Raw genomic sequence first — 18,304 nt, 5'->3', positions numbered from 1 at the left:
TTATAGCTATACATATTCAGATGCCGCATGTGCAGAAGCCCATGCCCATTGGAAATTGAATCCGCCTAAGTGACCCGTGACATCTACAATTTCACCAATAAAATACAAACCTTTTTGTTTTTTACTTTCCATCGTTTTAGATGAAAGCTCTGTGGTATCTACACCGCCTAAAGTGACTTCGGCAGTACGATAACCTTCTGTTCCTGATGGTTTGACTTCATATTGATGCAATTTATTGGCAATATTTTCAAGCTTTTCATCACTGAGTTGCCCAATAGCCGTTTCTGAAAATTCAGCCCAAATTAAATTTTGTAATTCAAGTACAACACTTTTAGGCAGTTGCTCTATTAATAAGGTTCGAATAAGCACTTTGGGTTGGCTTTGTTTCTTGGCTTTAAAAAATTCAAATAGATCTAAACTGGGTAAGAAGTTGATTTGGAAGCTTTGCCCTACATTCCAATAGTTTGAAAGTTGTAGTGAACTCGGCCCACTTAAACCACGATGGGTAAATAATAAAGCTTCGGTAAAACTAATTAATTCATTAGACAGCGTTGCTTCAACAGCATTGCCACTTAAACGAGTGGTGATTTCTTTGAATTGGTCTGAAAATGTAAAAGGAACTAAACCTGCACGAGTTTGATAGATATGATGCCCAAATTGTTTTGCAATTTTATAACCAATATCTGAACCGCCTAAAGTGGGAATAGATAAGCCACCAGCAGCAACTACGACAGATTCTGCTTCAAAAAAGCCAATATTCGTTGCGACTTGAAAGCCTTGACCGTCAAGTGTATTCACTGCTTTAACTTCGCAATTACTCTTGATCTCGACTAATTTTGTTTTTTCACACTCATTCAGCAACATGGCTAAGATTTCTTTTGCACCATTCAATGTGAAAAGTTGCCCATGTTTACGCTCCTCATACTCGATACCGTATTCACAGACCATGCCAATAAAGTCCCAATTGGTATAGCGTGAGAGTGCAGAAATGACAAAGTGCGGATTATGTGAAATAAAGTTTTCAGGTTCTACATAGAGATTGGTGAAATTACATTTCCCACCACCTGACATGAGAATTTTTTTGCCAATTTTATTGGCTTTTTCTACAACCAAAACTTTACGACCGCGTGCAGCCGCTTTTGCAGCAAGCATTAAGCCAGAAGCACCAGCACCGAGGACAATTACATCGTAAAGATTGGAAGACATGTACAAACTCAGAGGAGATTAAAGCAGGGCATTATAGACATATTTGAGTTTATTTTCAGGGTAATATTAATTTGCTTTACGTCCCTGCAAGCCACCACTATGAATCACCAGTATTCGTGTACCTTGAGCAAAATAATGCTTTGAAATTAAATCGAAAATACCAAACAACATTTTCCCCGTGTAAATATGTTCTAAAGGAATACGATGTTGATGTTCAAACTGCTCAATGAAAGCCAATAATTCAGGCTGAGTTTTGGCATACCCCCCAAAACAATAGCGATCGATAATTTTCCAATTATTTTTTGCTGTCTGTGCAGCAACTTCAGTTTGTAAAAAATCACCTTTTAAAGCGGAAAAGCCTAAAACTGTTTGATGTTTTGCACTGGCTTCAATTAACCCAGAAATTGTTCCACCTGTACCCACAGCACAACAAATTATATCGTAATGATTTAAATCATTTGCCGTTAATATTTCCTGACAGCCTTGTATTGCAAGTGTATTGGTACCACCTTCTGGAATAATATAGCTGTTTGGAAATTGTAGATTCAATTCATTCAGAAATTCAATGTTGTCTTTTTGGCGATATTCTTCACGTGAAACAAAATTAAGCTGCATGCCAAATTGTTTGGCAGTTTCTAAAGTGTGATTCAATGTTTTATGTTGCAGTTCTTCACCACGAATGATCCCAATGCTTTGAAAACCAAATAGATGTGCCGCATATGCGGTTGCTGCAATATGGTTGGAAAATGCACCACCAAAAGTCAAAATATTTTTGACTCCTAACCTTTGGGCTTCTAAAAAGTTATATTTCAGTTTAAAAAACTTATTCCCTGAAATTTGCGGATGAATTTGGTCTAAACGCTTGATGGTTATTTCAATTGCTTGATCATTTTCGAATGGTAGTTTTTGATAGGGAATAGTCTGCGCAATATCTTCAAACATAGTCATCAGTCAGAATGGTCTAAATAATTAATATTCAATTGTATTGTAACGAAATTGGGTGATAGCACTTGGTTAATTTAATGCCGTATCTACAGAAGTCACGACAGACATGCCAGGGCGTAAATTTTCCATACCTTGCTGATTTGGATCGATTGCGATCCGAACAGAAATACGTTGCACAACTTTGGTGAAATTACCTGTGGTGTTATCTGGTTTAAGCACACTAAATTCAGAACCCGCAGCAGGGGAAATTTCTTCTACATGCCCTGTAAATTTACGATGATTCATTGCATCGACAGTGAATGATGCTTTTTGTCCCAATTTCATCTGTGAAATCTGTGTTTCTTTAAAATTCGCAGTAACCCATGTTTGTTTTGGAATTAAATACATCAGCTGAGTTCCTGCAGCAACATATTGCCCCACACGTGGTGTCACTTCACCGAGTTGCCCATCCATAGGCGCAGTAATCACACTGTAATCTTTGGTGGTCACGGCTTGATCAAACTGTGCTTTGGCATTGGTTACTTGGGCTTTTAAGCCTGATTCCGCAACTTGCGCTGTTTTTAACGCTTCTTGCGCCACTAATACATTGGCTTCCGCTTGTTTAAGTAAAGCAAAATTGTTTTTTGCATCGGCTTTAGCTTTGTCTTGTTCTGTTTTAGAGGTCGCACCACTATTACCTAATTGTTGATAACGGTTCAATTGAGCAACGGAAAGTTCATAGCTCGCTTGAGCTTGATCAACTTTGGCTTGTGCAGCAATAATATCTGCTTTACGTTGTTGAATAATCTGAGTTTGATTGGCTAATGTCGTTTTGGCTTGATCCACCCCAGATTCAGCCTGTGTGACTTTTTGATCATAAGTTGTTGTGTCGATATGCATTAAAATTTGACCTTGTTTGACATGATCAAAATCAACCACCCAAACATCTTTAATATAACCATTGATTTGAGAAGATAAAACCGTCGTTTTACCTTTGATATAGCTATTATCGGTAGATTCGATTGAGTTATGAAATGGCCCAATTTTCCATGCCGATAAAATGATTGTAATACCGATCAACAAGACAAAAAACATCAAAATCAAGGTGCGTGTTGCTGTTGGAATCAGTTTACTTGACGGTACTGGTGTCGGTTGTATCGTCGGTTCAGTAATCTGTCCTTGATTGGGTGCTTGTTCCGTTTCATTTTGATCTTGTGACATAATCATTCTCAAATCTGGGGGGTTTTTGGTTACTTATTGACGAATATCATTCATTTTTTTGGGTTTAATTCATTTAAAAGCATCAAAAAGCTTAGGAGGTATTGGCAATATTTTGTTGTTTGATTAATACATATTTATTTCTCGCAATATTATAACTAGCCCATATCAATAAGAAGATTGCGAATAAACCATTTAATGCAATCACATCGTTATATGCACGTACTTGTGCTTCACGTGTCACGACTTGATTTAAACTCCGTATCACCTGATTTTGTTGAAGTATTGGATCTAAAGTATATTTACTCGCTGCTTGTTGGTAACTGTTCAGTCTTTCATTGACCAAAGGATCTGTTTGTGGCAAATGACTAATAATTTCACTACGATGATACTGTGTTCGAACCTGTTGATAGGTCGAGAAAAATGAATTGCCCATTAACCCACCAAAGCTTTGTGTTGCAGAAAATAGCACGACAAAAGTAACCATATGCGAAGGTCCTTTTTGCAATGCACTAATAATTCCTGTCAATAATAGCGGGCCAATAAACATACCACTGGCAAACCCAACTAAGAATTGGCTACGATAAAAATTGGCTGGGCGAACGTCACTGGTCAGATGGTAATCCAATGCACATGCGATAAAGATCAGGATTTCTGCGCCAATTAAATGCCAAACAATGCGCTCTCGTTTAAAAGTCATCGCACTGAAAATAGTACCCGAGCTTATACCCAGAAAAATAACGACATAGAGTGAGACAAATTGGTCTGGTCCCATGCCCATTGTTTTGAGGAAATTAACTGCTGCGTAGGTTTGCTCTGACATTAAAAAACGTAATGCCAAAGCACCGAAAATAAATCTTAATGTCGATGCTGTACCTAACCATCGGGTAATAATCAGCGGATTGACCCGAAAGTGTTCATAAGTAAAACCAATGATCATTAAACAGAAACTGGCAATGAGGGTATATCCCAACCATTTGGCTTCAAACCACCAGAGAATAGGCCCTTGAGTGAGCACAACGCACATTAAAGCAAAGCCTGGGGCAAGCAGTGCGAAAGTGATTAAATCTTGTTTTTCAAAGACCTCAATTCTTAAACTACGTGGTAATTTTAATGAAACCACCATGGCTAAACAGCACAGTGCTAAACCCAATTCAAAGGTATAAAAAATATTCCAATCATTCACATCGACAATATAGGGCGAAAGAATCCAAGCAAGGGGAATCCCTAATTGTTGAAAGCCTAATGCAAGATAAATGCCGCGTCCAAAGTTGGCACGTTCAAAAGCTTGCATAATGTAGTACATACCCAATGAACTGAGTGGGGCAGCCACTAAGCCACTCATTACACGGACAAAAACTGCCATTTCATAAGTATGGACAAAAATATGTAGAATCAGCACAGCACTGAAAAGGACTAAACCTATTTCTGAAAATAGCCTCAGCCCATATTGTTGTCTTGCTTTAAATAATAAGAGGTTAGAACTAATATTTGCCATTACATAAGCTGCAGGAATCCATGCCGCTTGTGAGGGTGTCAGTGAATATTCTCCCTGAATTAAAGGAAGGTTCGCTGTGATAAAACCATTACTCAGACTGCCCGAAATAGCGATAAATAAGCCAATAAAAAAATATAAAAAACGCTTATATGTGGGATGGGCAATCACAGCAGGAGAACCCGGCAAGGTTGGTTTTTCTTCAGGTGTCCAATCGGGTGCTGGTTCTAAAAGACGAGGTGTTTTATCCATATACGTCTCTTACGCTTTAATACCATGAATAAGAAGATCAACAGCACGCTTGGCTAAATCCATTTGTTCTTCATCGCCCAATCCTTGAAATGATGATCTGAGGATACTGGTGATCATGGCATAATCTTTGGGACTTAAATCTGGGCGGCAGATCTGATTGGCAATAGACTGGTCAATAAGCGGTTGTAAAATTGCATCCCGTCTTTGATAAATTTGTACCATAATTGGATCATTTCGATCAATCACTCGCCAATATTCTGTCAGCGCCGTTAAATTGGGTAAGTTGTAAATATGGTTTTGGATTAATTGAATAAATCCGTCTGGATATTCTGAATATTTTTTTGCACGTTCTTCCAATCGTGTAAGCGCTTGTTCCATAAGCGCAATGACCAATGCACGACGATCTTCAAAGTTACGATAAAAGGTTGCTCGTCCGACACCAGCTTCATCAATTATCAATTGTAAAGGTGCTTGAATGCCTTGCTGACGAAATATTATTATCGCTGCATTCAATAAATCCTCACGGTTTTGAGCAGCACGTTGTTGGCGTTTGAGCATAGAAGAACAGCAGGTTTAGTATTTAGATATATTTAACGGACATTTTTGTCCGATGTAAATAGTCGGCTGTGTGAAATTTTGTAAATCTTCTCTAAAATAGTTTTAGCTTGGCAAAAAATAGGCGTACTTTTGAACCATCACCAAGTTTTTATCAAAAAACTCTAAATAAAATTCAATGAAATTGATGATCCCGAAATAGATTCAATATTGGGCAAAATAAACATGACTTATTATAAAGTAGCTGAATTTTTGTTCAAATCTGTTATTCTAAAATTATAAAAACAAAGAATGAGGATATGTTATGAAAATGCTATCCATGGTGTTAAGTGTTATGGTCACTGTGTTGTTGGTCGGGTGTGAGAAAAAACCACCGACACCGACTAAGACAGAAGTACGTTCAATGAATATTGCAGGAATGCCTGTTTATGAAAAAGATTATCTTCTTAGCGCAAAGACTGAAACTATTGTTAGAGATTAAGTGATTAGACTATTTCAAAACTCCATGATTCTTCTTGTATCGCACTTAGGCGAAAAATGAATAGGAAATACAGAATGATAAAAGAGTTTTATTGTTTTGGTATGAAAAGTTGTAGTTAATTTTTTGAAATAATCGAAGCAAATTATTTGTTTATATCGTAAAATTCATTTCAAATTTTCGCAAGTTTAGAGCTCAATTTTATGGAATCCTTATTGATCTTAGGTTCGATTACTTTGGCTCTAATGCTTGGTGCGATTAGTCCTGGTCCAACCTTTATTTATGTAGCAAAAAATTCAATTGCGATTTCACGTAAACATGGTCTGTTCACCGCTTTAGGAACAGGGACTGGCGCTGCCTTTTTTGGATTTTTAGCTATCATTGGGTTACAGGCAGTTTTATTGGCTGTGCCTTCTGCATATTTGGTATTGAAAATCTGTGGTGGCTTATATTTACTGTATTTGGCATATAAAATTATTAAACATGCTAAAGATCCTATGACTCAGCCAGATGGTTCTCTCCAGAGCATGAGTCATGCACAAGCGTATCGTTTAGGGTTTATTACTCAGTTAAGTAACCCGAAAATTGCGATTGTTTTAGCCAGTATTTTTACGGCACTTTTACCCAAAGAAATTCCTTCTTATTATTATGTTGTACTGCCTTTATTGTGCTTTTTTATTGATGCTGGTTGGTATTCGTTGGTCGCTGTCGCTTTGTCTGCTGAAGGTCCACGTCGTGTTTATTTAAAGTTTAAAAAGGTGTTTGACCGTATTGCAGGCGGTGTAATGAGTTTGCTTGGTTTGAAACTGATTTTTGGGATGAAGTGATTTTTGAGCTCTCTTTATTTCCCTAATAAATGTTGTAATGATCTAAATCTATAAAATTTCATATATTTTGAATGAAAAAAGTCCTACTTAAATACAGTAGGACTTTTTTATATTTGAATTTAATAAATTTTATTTTGAATATGGATTAATCTTTAAAAAGTACGGGAATCCATTGGTAACGTTTCCCATCTGTACTGTAGATATGCCCAATGCCTGGAAATGGTAAATGAGGCGCAGCGATTGTTTGTCCATTTGCAGCATAATCAGTGAATTGTTTTAAACGAGTCTGAACGGCTTGTTTCGGATCTATATCATATTCAATAGCCGTTTCAGGTTGATCGAACTGCACGGTATGAGAATGAACAATATCACCAATGAAAATCATATCTTCACCTGTAGTTTTTAGCTTATAACTAAAATGTCCGGGTGTATGACCTGCGGTATTAATGACTTCAAAATGATCAATTTTGTCACCCAGTTTAAAAGTCTTAAATTGATTCTTTGCCTGATATGGTGTAAGTGCTGCCTTAATTTTTTCCACTGTTGCTGTGTAATTTTCTCGTTTATCTTGCGGAATTTTTTCAGCTTGTTTCGGGCTTAGCCAATAATCTGCTTCATCGTCTGATACATAAATGGTGGCATTAGGAAAATTCGCTACACCATTTTTACTGACTCCGCAGGAATGTTCGGGGTGTAAATGGGTGAGTAAAATTGTATTCACTTGCTCAGGTTGATAGCCCGATGCTTTTAGATTTTTCAGTACAGAACCTAAATGTGCGCCAAAGCAATCCGCTGTGCCACTGTCTACTAAAACCAGTGAATGACCCGTATTGACTAGAAAAGCATTAATGGAGGTTTGTACACCTTTGGTTTGATCTGCATGATATTTCTTTAAAATTTCTTGAACCTTATCCTGTGAAATATCTTTAAACAGTGTTGGAGAGATAAAGTTTGTGCCGTCCAATAGGGCTGTGATTTGGGTATTACCCACTTGATGTTGATAAAAGCCTGCTACTTGCGCTTGCTGTTCAATGATGGGTAAAATTTTTGTAGTTTCTGCAACTGTTGAAAGTGAGCTGAATAGTGCGATTGAGACTGTTATTGCTAGAATGGATTTTTTCATCATCGTTCAAATAAAATTATTATTGATTATTTCTAACATGAGTCGTTGCTATTGAAAAGTCATTATCAAATTCTGTATAAACTCATGAATAAGGTTTTTATTTAAATTAACTATTTATAAGATTCCTCTATACGTAAAGTTTTTAGTTTTTTGACTTGCATAATATTATTTTAAATTAAAGGTCGGTAGCTGTTTAAATTTCGACTAATGAAAAAACTTTAATATTTATGATGTTTTTTTAATTTATACATTGTTAAAATACTTTTTTACAAATATTTACAATGAGAAGACTTAATGAATAAATTAATATTAACTTTTATAGTGGGGGGTACCACTCTTGCAGGATGTTCGACTACAGAAACAATGAGAACAATTCAGGCGCCACAAGTGACTGCTGCAACCGCAGCTGTTAAATATACTGGTGAAAAAACTCCTGTATCAATTGGCAAGTTTGATAACCGTTCAAGCTATATGCGTGGAATTTTTTCAGATAATGTTGATCGTTTAGGTGGTCAAGCGAAAACAATTTTAGAAACACACCTTCAACAATCTGGTTATTTCTCTGTTTTAAATCGCGATAATTTATCAGAACTTCAGCAAGAGTCTGGCTTTAATAAATCATCGCAATCGATTAAAGGTGCTAGATTCGTTTTAACAGGAGATGTTTCAGAGTTTGGTCGTAAAGAAGTTGGTGATCATCAACTATTTGGCGTCCTTGGACGAGGAAAAACACAAATAGCGTATGCGAAAGTAAATTTAAATATTGTGGATGTAAAAACTGCAGAAATTGTTCACTCAGTTCAAGGTGCGGGTGAGTATGCTTTAAGTGAACGTGAAATACTTGGCTTTGGTTCAACCGCATCCTATGACTCAACATTAAATGGTAAGGTTTTGGATTTGGCAGTGCGTGAAGCTGTGAATAATCTTGTGCTAGATATACAAACTGGTAAATGGTCTGCTAAGTAATAAGGTAGAAATCGTGAAAAATTTATTCTTATTGGTTAGTGGCATATTGTCATTGAGTTTGGTCGGTTGTGCGAGCGCTCCTAAACCATTGTATAGCTGGGGGCAATTTCCACAGCAAACGTATTTATCATTAAGTTTACCTGAGAAAGCTTTACCGCAAGATCAAATCATTAAACTTGAAAAAGATATTGAAAAATCGAAAGCCCAAAACAATGCGATTCCACCAGGTCTTTATGCGCATTTGGGTTTGCTATATTTAAATACAAATGATTTCTCTCGTGCGACTGAATATTTTGGGCTAGAGCGTCAGATCTATCCCGAGTCTACTGTTTTGATGGATCGATTATTGAAAAAAATGACAGGTCAGACCGCATCTGGGGCTAAAAAATGAAAATGTTAAAACGTTTATTTGTTTATAGTGCTCTGGTGATTTTATTTACAGGTTGTACTGTCGCTCCCAAAAGTTCACGTAACTTAAGTGCTTATACTGTAAACATGCCGAAATCTATCTTGATCATGCCTCCAGTCAATGAGTCACCAGATACGCGCGCAACTTATAGTTACTGGTCAACTGTAACGGTACCTGTTGCCGAAGCAGGCTATTACGTTTTTCCAATTAGTGTCGTTGATACTATGTTTAAGGAAAATGGTGTCTTTAATGGTTCAGATGCTCAATCCATCGCACCACAAAAGTTGCAAGAAATATTTGGTGCTGATGCTGCACTTTATATCAAAGTGAAAGAATATGGCTCGAAGTATCAGGTATTTCAAACTGTGGCTACTGTTGCAGTAGAGGCGAAGCTAGTAGATCTGAAAACTGGTGAGTTACTTTGGGAAGGGACAGAGAAGCAACAACTTGCTAACAATAATAGCAATGCAGGTTTAGTGGGTATGCTAGTCGGTGCTTTAGTAGACCAAATTTCAAATCATTTAAGTGACAAAGCGTATGTACTATCAGATACGGTAAGCCATTTATTGTATTCACCACAGCTAAATCAGCAAAAAGGCTTACTATATGGCCCACGTTCACCTAACTTTAGTCAAAACTCATTGAGTGCTCACAAATAAAAAATCCCCTCAATTGAGGGGATTTTTTTGCCTAAATATTAAGAAACCTTATCGCCTGCTTTAGCACCAGATTCAGGTGAAATCACCCAAACACCTTCGCCATTGCCCGCTGCAAGTACCATACCATTCGAAATACCAAAACGCATTTTACGCGGTGCAAGGTTAGCCACCACCACCACCAGTTTGCCTTTTAAATCTTCAGGTGCATAGAACTCACGAATACCACTGAATACATTACGAGGTTCAGCTTCACCAACGTTCAAAGTCAGTTGTAGCAGTTTATCCGAACCATCCACATGCGCAGCATCTAGAACTTCCGCAACACGTAAATCGATCTTCATAAAATCTTCGATACCGATAATTTCAGCTTCACCGACTTTAGCTTCAGGCTTTTTCTCAACTTTCTTTTCTTTCTTCTTTTCAACTTTCACTGGCTCGGCAGCAGCAGCTAAAGAATCCTTAGAAGCATCAACCATAGATGCTACAGCTTTCGGGTCTACACGTTGCATAAGTGGTTGGAACAATGCAATTTCATGATCAACTAAAATCGTTTTGCCTGATGCAAAGTTGAAGTTGTCCATTTTCAAGAAGTCTTGAACTTGGCTTGCAAGTGTTGGCAAAACAGGTGCAAGGTAAATTGCCAATTGACGGAATAAGTTAATGCCGACAGAACATACGTCATGAACTTGCTGTTCCTGACCTTCTTGCTTCGCAAGTGCCCACGGTTTTTTCTCATCAATATATTGATTGGCTTTGTCTGCAAGCGCCATGATTTCACGAATTGCTGCAGAGAATTCACGTGCTTCATATTGAGTCGCAATCGATTCGCCTGCATCAATAAAGCTTTGAACCAATTCAGGTTCTGCACATGTTGCCGAAAGTTTATTGTCAAACTTGGTGTTAATGAATTTTGCACAACGGCTTGCAATATTCACAACTTTACCCACAAGATCTGAATTTACTTTCTGAACAAAATCATCCAAATTTAAGTCAGAATCTTCAACTTTATCAGACAGTTTAGACGCAAAGTAATAACGTAGATATTCAGGATTCAAATGATCTAGATAAGTTTCCGCTTTAATAAATGTACCACGTGATTTAGACATTTTCTGACCATTTACAGTCAAGAAACCATTTACGAATAAACCAGATGGCGTACGGTAGTTTGCACCTTCAAGCATTGCAGGCCAGAACAGCGCATGGAAATACACAATGTCTTTACCAATGAAGTGATAAACCTCATTTTTTGAATCTTTTTTCCAAAAATCATCAAAACTCAATTCAGGGCGTTTGGTTTTAATGTAGTTTTCAAAACTTGACATATAACCAATCGGTGCATCGACCCAAACGTAGAAATATTTATTCGGAGCATCTGGAATTTCAAAACCGAAATAAGGCGCATCACGAGAAATATCCCAATCATTCAAACCATTATCAAACCATTCGTCTAACTTGTTGGCAATTGAAACAGGTAAACGACCTTCATCACGAGTCCATTTTTGCAAGTATTCTGCAAAGTTAGGTAGTTTGAAGAAGTAATGATCTGAAGATTTTTCGACTGGTGTTGCACCACTCAAAGTTGAACGCGGGTTTAATAATTCTGTTGCGTTATAGGTTGTGCCGCAAACTTCACACGCATCGCCATATTGATCTTCCGCTTTACATTTTGGGCAGGTGCCTTTAATGAAACGATCAGACAGGAACATGCTTTTTTCAGGGTCGAACAATTGTGTTACAGGGCGAATAGCGATATTGCCTGCTTCACGGTTTTTAATATAAATCTCGGAAGAACGGTTTTTGTTTTCTTCGCTATTGGTCGAATCGTAATGATCGAAATGGACACTGAAACCATCAAAATCACGAATATGCTCTTTCTGCACATTGGCAATTTGTTCTTCTGGGGTAATACCATTGGCTTCGGCACGCAACATGATGGCTGTACCGTGTGCATCATCCGCGCAGACATAAGTCACGTCATGTCCCATTGCACGCATGGCACGAACCCAGATATCTGCTTGGATGTAGCCGAGTAGGTGACCCATATGAATAGGACCGTTTGCGTATGGAAGGGCGTTAGTGACTAAGATATTTCGCACGGATATAACTCTCTTTCTCAAAGTTAATGCAAGGGCAGTGATTTTAGCTTAATTGCCATGAAGATGCACAACAGAATAGGTGAATTCTTTTCAAATGTAGCTTTTATAGATATTCATATCTTCATCAATTCATTATTATAGAATGACCCATTCATATATTTCCCAAAAGTGACCCTCCCATGATCGATGATGAAGATTTTGATTTTGACCAACCTGTAACACGTATTCCGCAAAATCAAAATGCTCAAAAACAGCTTGGGATGAATATTTTAAGAGAAGCAGAGCAGTATCTTGAGGAAATTTCCGAAGATGAACATCTCTATCTCATCAAAACACTGGAGAATCTTGCAAGTGAAGAATCTTATTTTGATGTTCTTGCAAATGAACTGAATAAACCTGTAGAGGTTAAAGTTGCCAATGATGCGCTAAATTTGGTTTATTTTTTGCAAATTATTCATACCATTGATGATTTATCTACATTTAATCTTTTAGATATTATCAATGGTGAGCATTTCCAAAAAACCTTTTTCGAAGCTTTTGATGAATTAGACATTGGCGATTTAAAAGCGCAACGCCGTCAAGTGATTGAAGAAACATTCAAACTTTATGAATTAAAGCTTTATTCAGGTTGTGTACCGCTACTTTATGCACAATTGGAAGGTTTATTGACCGATATTTTGGTTCAAAAAGGCTATTTAAAACAGCAAGAAACCAAATATGTCGATGTTTATAAAATCGTTCCAGGTTTAAAAGGTCATGAAATTAAGAGCTTGTGGCATAAAGCAAAAATCGCCAACGAGTTGAATCATTTTTTCTTAGAGCTTGCAGCATATAAAATGGATAGCAGTTCGACAGTGAGTATGACTCGCCATAATATTCTTCACGGTACGGATGTCAGTCATTTTACTCAAGGTCGTTGTTTTATCTTATTTATTTGGTTGTTTTCCGCCGTGAGTTTTATGCGCTCTTTAAAATAGGGTAATTCATTGTTTATATATCAGCGATATGCTTTTTACACAGAACATCCATCCACATGACAATCTGATCATGTAGTGTTACCGGACGTGAATCTGCTATGGATTCCAACTTTATTTGTAGCCATTCACTAAATGCTGTTTCTGATTCGCATCATTAAATTCAAACAAGTAGGATTAGATACTCAATTGATAGTGATCGACTTTTCGGAATTTATTTTTGATCAAATTCTGACGTATTAAAAATTAAGTAAGCGTAAAAGTATTTTAAAACATTGCCAAATTATTTCAGAATTACATTGGAAAACTTCACCCAAAACTCACATTCAGTTCAATAAAAGCACAAATTAGTTTTAGATAATAAAGCCAAGTCCAAAAACGGAAAATAATATGCGGTCTTGGAATTTATTCTTTTCAGCAATATTTGCCAGTGTGATTTCAGTACTGAGTGTTGTGATGCCATTTTGTTTATTCTTAAAGTTTTATCATGGCAATTTATTCGTTGTAGGCTCAGAGCGAATGTCGAGTCGTGGCATAGAAGTCATGCTTTATTTAACACCATTTTTATTGTTCACCGCTTTTATTTGTTTTTGGATTGTTTTTAGATGCTTGCCAGTGCCGAAAAAAATCATCGAGACGAATCACATGCTTAAAGTAATCATCACGTTGGGATTAAATTGGTTTGGGTTAATACTCTTCTTTCAGTTTTTAGATGGCAGAATTTATGATGTGGTTGAAACTTTAACATTTGGAATCGTTAGTTTTATCATTTTACTTGTTCCACTCATGGTCGGTTTACTCAGCGGAAATATAATGTATTTGCTTATCGATAAACGAATATTAAAATGTGGGAAAATTAACAAAATTAAAGATAAATATAAGAGCATTTCATCTTCGCCATTATAAAAATCATAAAGTGAAAAGGTGTTAATTTGGATCTAAGTATATGTTATGGTCAATGAAAATCTATTGGTTCGTCACCATGTTAAAACTGATTGCAGAAGACTTTATTCAAATCGATAAGATTGATATCGTGCTACCTCTATATAACGAGCTTGTGAAGAAAACTAAACTTGAACAAGGCTGTATTGCTTATGATTTATTTCATGATCTAAAAGAACAAGGGCATTTTGTTTTTATTGAGGAATGGGTTGATCGTGCGGCATTGAATGCGCATGTACAATCTGAGCATTTCCAGCGTTTAGTTCCACAGATTGATCAATATCAACGCCAAGCGGGTAGGTTTACCCATCTGAGTCAGATAGATAATTGATTTTAAGAATAAGATTGAAGTATTTCCACAATGATATGGATTGAGAATAATCATTTTGATCCTCAACAGTATTAATTCTCTTGAAAAATCATGTGCTTAATCTTGGTTGCTTTTTCAAAATGATCGAGTTGATGTGTCTGTATCCACCATGTTGCAAGCTGCATTAAAGCCTCAGGATCATCATTTTTATTGGCAAAAAATGCATAAAAAGAAAGTCCGACATCGCTGCCTTTCTTCGCAATTTTTTCATCACAAACTCGAATAATTTTAGCCTTAAGATTGGCATTCATATTTGTTCTAGCTCTAAATTAAACTTTCGGGATTGACATATAAAGTATATCGTTAATCCTGCAATAGATAGTTTTAAAAAATAGTCGTATCCCCATATTGATCCGTTTATACATAGTGGATTGACTGAAAATATCAATCGTAACAATACGTATGGTATTTATTGCAAAATGATGTTTTATAACGCAAGTCCGCTTAGATTGTATATAAATACCATTGATGCTTCGGTATTCAATGATAGGCGCCGAAGTGTGTAATAAATGGGTATTCACAAAAACAGTAACAAATCAGGGGAAATATGATGACTGACAGTAAATTAGATGAACTTAAAAACAAAGCATCTGAACTTGGTGAAGACCTGAAACTTAAGGCAAAAGAGGCTCAATTAGAAGGCGAAAAAGTAATAGATGATCTAACTAATAGTGCCAAAGAAGCAAAACTTCAAGGTGAAAAAGCGCTCAATGATTTGAAAAGTGATGTAGAGGCAAGTGGTTCAGAGCACAAAGCAGCTTTTGATGAAAAACTGGGTGCAGCGAAGGACAAAGCTGCTGAATTACAGCATCAAGCAACTGAAAAATTGGAACAGTTGAAAACTGAGGCGAGTCATAAATTTGATGAAGCAAAACAGAAGGCAGATGAGCTGAAACATGAAGCATCTGCAAAACTTGATGAATTAAAAGTTCAGGCAACTGGAAAGTTTGATGAATTAAAGAAAAAGGCAACAGAGACGCTGAATAGCTTTAAAAACAATGATAAAGGTTGATGTGAGTTAATGATGAGAAATCATTTGAACCTTTTATCATAGAAAATTTGATCATGAGATAAGTAAGTCATTGTAAATATGTTGTTTTAACAAATCAGTATAGTTTAAATAAAAATAGACTGTACTGATTTTTTTGAATTTTAAGAAAGTGAATTGATTCACCAACTATCAATTAAAAAAACAAGCGTATTTAAAGTGCTCGGTTTGTAATAATATAGAAGATAAATAGTAGATCTCTTGCGTAACTCAAAAAAATGTTCAAATTTTAGATTCAAATATTCTTTCAGAAAACGTATGAGAGTCCCTTCTCCCTTTGGGAGAAGGCTAGGATGAGGGGCATTTAATAGAAAACCTCTCCCTAACCCTCTCCTAGCAGGAGAGGGAACACTCAAGATAGATCAGAATCAAGTTCGAAATTACTTTAGCAAGAGGTCTAGTGAATAATAATTATGAATCTTTTCTTACCCATTCAATTTTACGCACTTGATTGTTAATAATGGTGAAGGTATAAATAACATTGTCAATATCATAGGCATAATCGGAAGCCGTGATGGTTATTTCACCTTGTTTAACTTCGTATGAGTTCATAGAAATGGGCGATTGATTAATTCGAGTCATCATTTCGGTCACCCTATCACCAACACTGATTAATTGCCCCGATGTTGCTCGGACTGTATTGGCCGATGAACCTGCAAAAGTAACACTAGAAATAAATAATGTGAGTGTTAAAGCTATAATACGTTTCATTCGGGTACCTTTGATTATTGTTCGTAAATAAATGAAGAAATTAAATAAAAGAAATAATATAGCTAAAAAATAGGCGAAGGTATGTATCGAAAATATTACACTTCACCTCAACGATTTCAAAATCAAATATTAAGAACGGTTATTCTGATTGTGATCTTAGTCATCAATGTTAAAGCAGACCCACATAGGTAAATTTTCCCCCATTTTAAAATGGTTGATTAATGAGTTAAACCAACTAAATAGGTTGGATTAATAACAACATTGGAAAAGCTGTGTAGAACAAGGCTTAACCTTCAGCGCATTTACAGTTAAACTAGGGTTTTAGTATTGTTGTATTTGCAAATTTGGAGCAAATCTATGTCGTGGCTTTCTTCACTCAAATCAGTTTTTTCACCTGCGCAGGAGGTGAAAGAGGAAGAAATCCAAACTGTATTGCAAAACTATATTTTGCCTGAATCCAGCAACTCGCTGAAGGATCGAATTACGCAAATTAATGTTGAAGGTCGTGTGTTGCAATTGACCATCAATACCTTTCCAGAAGAAGCTGAGCATTTGCAAAAAATTCATGATGATCTTGCAGATGCATTGGAAAAATGTGGTATTCAAGAGCTGAATATGCATGTGATCCAACAAAAAATCCAACATGATCATAGCTGTTCGAGTGATCAACATGGTCAGTCAGGGCATAGTTGCTCATCAAAACCGAAAGAAGAAAGTCGAAAACTGCCACCCGTTGTTGATGCTTCACCGCAAGTGGCTCAAGTAGTAGAAGATCCGAATAATCCACCGATTCAAAAAGCTGCCCCACAACAACGTGATATTCCGAAACATCCAAGAATTAAAAATGTGATTCTTATTTCATCGGGCAAAGGTGGCGTAGGTAAATCCACAACAACCGTGAATATTGCACTTGCATTGAATACTCTAGGCTTAAAAGTCGGTGTTTTGGATGCAGATATTTATGGTCCAAGTATTCCAACCATGTTGGGAAATGAAGGGCAAACGCCTAAAATTGAAGGGGAAAATTTCGTACCACTTGAAGCTTATGGAATGGCGGTACTTTCAATTGGGCATTTGATTGGTAAACAAAATACACCTGTTGCATGGCGTGGTGCAAAAGCGACGGGTGCTTTGATGCAATTGTTTAATCAAGCACTTTGGCCTGATTTAGATGTCTTGGTGATTGATATGCCACCTGGTACAGGTGATATTCAATTGACACTCGCACAAAGAATTCCTGTTACTGGCGCAGTAATTGTGACTACGCCACAAAATGTTGCACTCATGGATGCGGTTAAAGGTATTGAATTATTTAATAAAGTTCAGATTCCAGTGATGGGCGTTATTGAAAATATGTCTACCCATGTCTGTTCGAGCTGTGGTCACGAAGAACAAATTTTTGGTACAGGTGGTGGTGATCAATTGTCAGCGCAATATGATATTCCGCTGCTTGGACGTTTACCTTTAAATGTGCAAATTCGTGAAAATGCCGATGCAGGAAAACCATCTGTGATTGCTGGTGATGCTGCCGCTGAAAGTTATATTGCGATTGCTAAGAAAATCGTACAATTTTTGCCTAAAGTCGAAAAAGATCCACAACGAATTTTCTGATATTGTCACTTACTCCCTTCTTATTTTTAGGTCGAGGGAGTAAGTTTCTTTAAGGAAAATGAATGAAAAATATCAATTTACTCAATAATAAAGTTTTCATGAGCCTTTCCAATACAGCCAAAAAGGTAAAGTCATCACTGCTAAATATGAAGGCAGACTAGTTCAAATTGGTTCTATTATCGGACAAATGCTCAGTGAAAGTACTTTTGAAATTTGCTACCAACACTTAACAGTGACAGGTGAATTGAGAATAGGGCAATGTAAAACTAAAATTGAATTTTTGGATAATGGTATCATTAAACTTGTAGAAGAATGGCAATGGTTGAATGGTGATTTATCGACAGGGCATTCGGAATTGGTAGAAGTTGTGCTTAATTAATAACATTATAAGTAGCATATTTTAATCATGTTGTTCATATATAAATATTCCAAACTGAATG

The 18,304-nt window shown here is 36.6% G+C and carries 19 protein-coding genes and 1 pseudogene; 11 read left to right on the top strand and 9 right to left on the bottom strand.

Annotated elements, in window-relative coordinates; translation table 11 throughout:
* Nucleotides 1–6: 6 nt before the first annotated feature.
* From ACG94X_RS12385 to ACG94X_RS12365, 5 genes are all read right to left on the bottom strand, one after another.
* Nucleotides 7–1,206, bottom strand: a complete 1,200-nt coding sequence (locus tag ACG94X_RS12385) for a BaiN/RdsA family NAD(P)/FAD-dependent oxidoreductase (RefSeq protein WP_419384028.1) — start codon at nucleotides 1,204–1,206, stop codon at nucleotides 7–9.
* A gap of 66 nt (nucleotides 1,207–1,272) precedes the next feature.
* Nucleotides 1,273–2,148 carry a 1-aminocyclopropane-1-carboxylate deaminase/D-cysteine desulfhydrase gene (locus tag ACG94X_RS12380; RefSeq protein WP_419384069.1) on the bottom strand — a complete coding sequence of 292 codons (876 nt, stop codon included), beginning with the start codon at nucleotides 2,146–2,148 and terminating at the stop codon, nucleotides 1,273–1,275.
* Nucleotides 2,149–2,220: 72 nt separating this feature from the next.
* Entirely contained in the window at nucleotides 2,221–3,351 is a 1,131-nt protein-coding gene (locus ACG94X_RS12375) for an HlyD family secretion protein (protein ID WP_419384027.1), read from the bottom strand.
* A gap of 91 nt (nucleotides 3,352–3,442) precedes the next feature.
* Nucleotides 3,443–5,095: an MFS transporter gene (locus tag ACG94X_RS12370; RefSeq protein ID WP_419384026.1), complete on the bottom strand. Its 1,653-nt coding sequence runs from the start codon at nucleotides 5,093–5,095 to the stop codon at nucleotides 3,443–3,445.
* Nucleotides 5,096–5,104: 9 nt separating this feature from the next.
* Nucleotides 5,105–5,653, bottom strand: coding sequence for a TetR/AcrR family transcriptional regulator (locus ACG94X_RS12365; RefSeq protein ID WP_419384025.1), 549 nt, complete (start codon nucleotides 5,651–5,653; stop codon nucleotides 5,105–5,107).
* Nucleotides 5,654–5,954: 301 nt separating this feature from the next.
* Here ACG94X_RS12365 and ACG94X_RS12360 point away from each other — a divergent pair, with 301 nt between their 5' ends.
* On the top strand, nucleotides 5,955–6,131 hold the full coding sequence (locus tag ACG94X_RS12360) for an NF038215 family lipoprotein (protein WP_419384024.1): 177 nt from the start codon (nucleotides 5,955–5,957) through the stop codon (nucleotides 6,129–6,131).
* 200 nt (nucleotides 6,132–6,331) lie between these two features.
* The gene (locus ACG94X_RS12355; protein WP_419384023.1) at nucleotides 6,332–6,955 is read left to right on the top strand and encodes a LysE family translocator; all 624 of its coding nucleotides are present in this window, start codon (nucleotides 6,332–6,334) and stop codon (nucleotides 6,953–6,955) included.
* 145 nt (nucleotides 6,956–7,100) lie between these two features.
* On the opposite strand, the gene ACG94X_RS12350 is transcribed toward ACG94X_RS12355, so the two are convergent.
* On the bottom strand, nucleotides 7,101–8,078 hold the full coding sequence (locus ACG94X_RS12350) for an MBL fold metallo-hydrolase (protein WP_419384022.1): 978 nt from the start codon (nucleotides 8,076–8,078) through the stop codon (nucleotides 7,101–7,103).
* Nucleotides 8,079–8,372: 294 nt separating this feature from the next.
* On the opposite strand from ACG94X_RS12350, the gene ACG94X_RS12345 reads away from it, so the two are divergent.
* Genes ACG94X_RS12345 through ACG94X_RS12335 form a run of 3 tightly spaced genes read left to right on the top strand, consistent with a single transcriptional unit; the run spans nucleotide 8,373 to nucleotide 10,112 of the window.
* Entirely contained in the window at nucleotides 8,373–9,044 is a 672-nt protein-coding gene (locus ACG94X_RS12345) for a CsgG/HfaB family protein (protein ID WP_419384021.1), read from the top strand.
* A gap of 13 nt (nucleotides 9,045–9,057) precedes the next feature.
* Complete coding sequence (locus ACG94X_RS12340) at nucleotides 9,058–9,435, top strand: DUF4810 domain-containing protein (protein WP_419384020.1); 378 nt, start codon at nucleotides 9,058–9,060, stop codon at nucleotides 9,433–9,435.
* Entirely contained in the window at nucleotides 9,432–10,112 is a 681-nt protein-coding gene (locus ACG94X_RS12335; RefSeq protein ID WP_419384019.1) for a DUF799 domain-containing protein, read from the top strand. The genes ACG94X_RS12340 and ACG94X_RS12335 overlap by 4 nt, the downstream gene beginning before the upstream one ends.
* Nucleotides 10,113–10,150: 38 nt before the next feature.
* On the opposite strand, the gene metG is transcribed toward ACG94X_RS12335, so the two are convergent.
* Nucleotides 10,151–12,208, bottom strand: coding sequence for a methionine--tRNA ligase (metG, locus tag ACG94X_RS12330; RefSeq protein WP_419384018.1), 2,058 nt, complete (start codon nucleotides 12,206–12,208; stop codon nucleotides 10,151–10,153).
* Between the two features lie 179 nt (nucleotides 12,209–12,387).
* On the opposite strand from metG, the gene ACG94X_RS12325 reads away from it, so the two are divergent.
* From ACG94X_RS12325 to ACG94X_RS12315, 3 genes are all read left to right on the top strand, one after another.
* On the top strand, nucleotides 12,388–13,185 hold the full coding sequence (locus tag ACG94X_RS12325) for a hypothetical protein (protein WP_419384017.1): 798 nt from the start codon (nucleotides 12,388–12,390) through the stop codon (nucleotides 13,183–13,185).
* A 387-nt stretch (nucleotides 13,186–13,572) separates the two neighbouring features.
* Nucleotides 13,573–14,088: a hypothetical protein gene (locus tag ACG94X_RS12320; protein ID WP_419384016.1), complete on the top strand. Its 516-nt coding sequence runs from the start codon at nucleotides 13,573–13,575 to the stop codon at nucleotides 14,086–14,088.
* Between the two features lie 76 nt (nucleotides 14,089–14,164).
* Nucleotides 14,165–14,455: a putative quinol monooxygenase gene (locus ACG94X_RS12315; RefSeq protein ID WP_419384068.1), complete on the top strand. Its 291-nt coding sequence runs from the start codon at nucleotides 14,165–14,167 to the stop codon at nucleotides 14,453–14,455.
* Between the two features lie 71 nt (nucleotides 14,456–14,526).
* Here the strand turns inward: ACG94X_RS12315 and ACG94X_RS12310 are convergent, their stop codons facing one another.
* Entirely contained in the window at nucleotides 14,527–14,745 is a 219-nt protein-coding gene (locus tag ACG94X_RS12310; protein ID WP_419384015.1) for a DUF6500 family protein, read from the bottom strand.
* Nucleotides 14,746–15,041: 296 nt separating this feature from the next.
* On the opposite strand from ACG94X_RS12310, the gene ACG94X_RS12305 reads away from it, so the two are divergent.
* Entirely contained in the window at nucleotides 15,042–15,506 is a 465-nt protein-coding gene (locus ACG94X_RS12305) for a hypothetical protein (RefSeq protein ID WP_419384014.1), read from the top strand.
* 447 nt (nucleotides 15,507–15,953) lie between these two features.
* Here ACG94X_RS12305 and ACG94X_RS12300 read toward each other — a convergent pair whose 3' ends face one another.
* Nucleotides 15,954–16,253 carry a hypothetical protein gene (locus tag ACG94X_RS12300; protein ID WP_419384013.1) on the bottom strand — a complete coding sequence of 100 codons (300 nt, stop codon included), beginning with the start codon at nucleotides 16,251–16,253 and terminating at the stop codon, nucleotides 15,954–15,956.
* Nucleotides 16,254–16,610: 357 nt separating this feature from the next.
* On the opposite strand from ACG94X_RS12300, the gene apbC reads away from it, so the two are divergent.
* Nucleotides 16,611–17,864, top strand: coding sequence for an iron-sulfur cluster carrier protein ApbC (gene apbC / locus ACG94X_RS12295; RefSeq protein WP_419384012.1), 1,254 nt, complete (start codon nucleotides 16,611–16,613; stop codon nucleotides 17,862–17,864).
* A 118-nt stretch (nucleotides 17,865–17,982) separates the two neighbouring features.
* Nucleotides 17,983–18,243: pseudogene (locus tag ACG94X_RS12290) on the top strand (avidin-fold protein); the annotation flags it as partial.
* Nucleotides 18,244–18,304: the final 61 nt, after the last annotated feature.

The sequence above is a fragment of the Acinetobacter psychrotolerans genome, from assembly GCF_048552595.1.
GTDB lineage: Bacteria > Pseudomonadota > Gammaproteobacteria > Pseudomonadales > Moraxellaceae > Acinetobacter.
The sequence above is the reverse complement of the archived record's forward strand: the minus strand, read 5'-3'. Positions and strand labels throughout refer to the sequence as shown.

Coding starts and splice junctions, on each gene's coding strand:
- ACG94X_RS12320 (WP_419384016.1), top strand. CDS start 13,573: ATGCGGTCTTGGAATTTATTCTTTTCAGCAATATTTGCCAGTGTGATT.
- ACG94X_RS12385 (WP_419384028.1), bottom strand. CDS start 1,206: ATGTCTTCCAATCTTTACGATGTAATTGTCCTCGGTGCTGGTGCTTCT.
- ACG94X_RS12315 (WP_419384068.1), top strand. CDS start 14,165: ATGTTAAAACTGATTGCAGAAGACTTTATTCAAATCGATAAGATTGAT.
- ACG94X_RS12310 (WP_419384015.1), bottom strand. CDS start 14,745: ATGAATGCCAATCTTAAGGCTAAAATTATTCGAGTTTGTGATGAAAAA.
- ACG94X_RS12375 (WP_419384027.1), bottom strand. CDS start 3,351: ATGTCACAAGATCAAAATGAAACGGAACAAGCACCCAATCAAGGACAG.
- ACG94X_RS12360 (WP_419384024.1), top strand. CDS start 5,955: ATGAAAATGCTATCCATGGTGTTAAGTGTTATGGTCACTGTGTTGTTG.
- ACG94X_RS12335 (WP_419384019.1), top strand. CDS start 9,432: ATGAAAATGTTAAAACGTTTATTTGTTTATAGTGCTCTGGTGATTTTA.
- ACG94X_RS12380 (WP_419384069.1), bottom strand. CDS start 2,148: ATGTTTGAAGATATTGCGCAGACTATTCCCTATCAAAAACTACCATTC.
- ACG94X_RS12345 (WP_419384021.1), top strand. CDS start 8,373: ATGAATAAATTAATATTAACTTTTATAGTGGGGGGTACCACTCTTGCA.
- ACG94X_RS12370 (WP_419384026.1), bottom strand. CDS start 5,095: ATGGATAAAACACCTCGTCTTTTAGAACCAGCACCCGATTGGACACCT.
- ACG94X_RS12365 (WP_419384025.1), bottom strand. CDS start 5,653: ATGCTCAAACGCCAACAACGTGCTGCTCAAAACCGTGAGGATTTATTG.
- ACG94X_RS12325 (WP_419384017.1), top strand. CDS start 12,388: ATGATCGATGATGAAGATTTTGATTTTGACCAACCTGTAACACGTATT.
- ACG94X_RS12350 (WP_419384022.1), bottom strand. CDS start 8,078: ATGAAAAAATCCATTCTAGCAATAACAGTCTCAATCGCACTATTCAGC.
- ACG94X_RS12305 (WP_419384014.1), top strand. CDS start 15,042: ATGATGACTGACAGTAAATTAGATGAACTTAAAAACAAAGCATCTGAA.
- ACG94X_RS12300 (WP_419384013.1), bottom strand. CDS start 16,253: ATGAAACGTATTATAGCTTTAACACTCACATTATTTATTTCTAGTGTT.
- ACG94X_RS12355 (WP_419384023.1), top strand. CDS start 6,332: ATGGAATCCTTATTGATCTTAGGTTCGATTACTTTGGCTCTAATGCTT.
- apbC (WP_419384012.1), top strand. CDS start 16,611: ATGTCGTGGCTTTCTTCACTCAAATCAGTTTTTTCACCTGCGCAGGAG.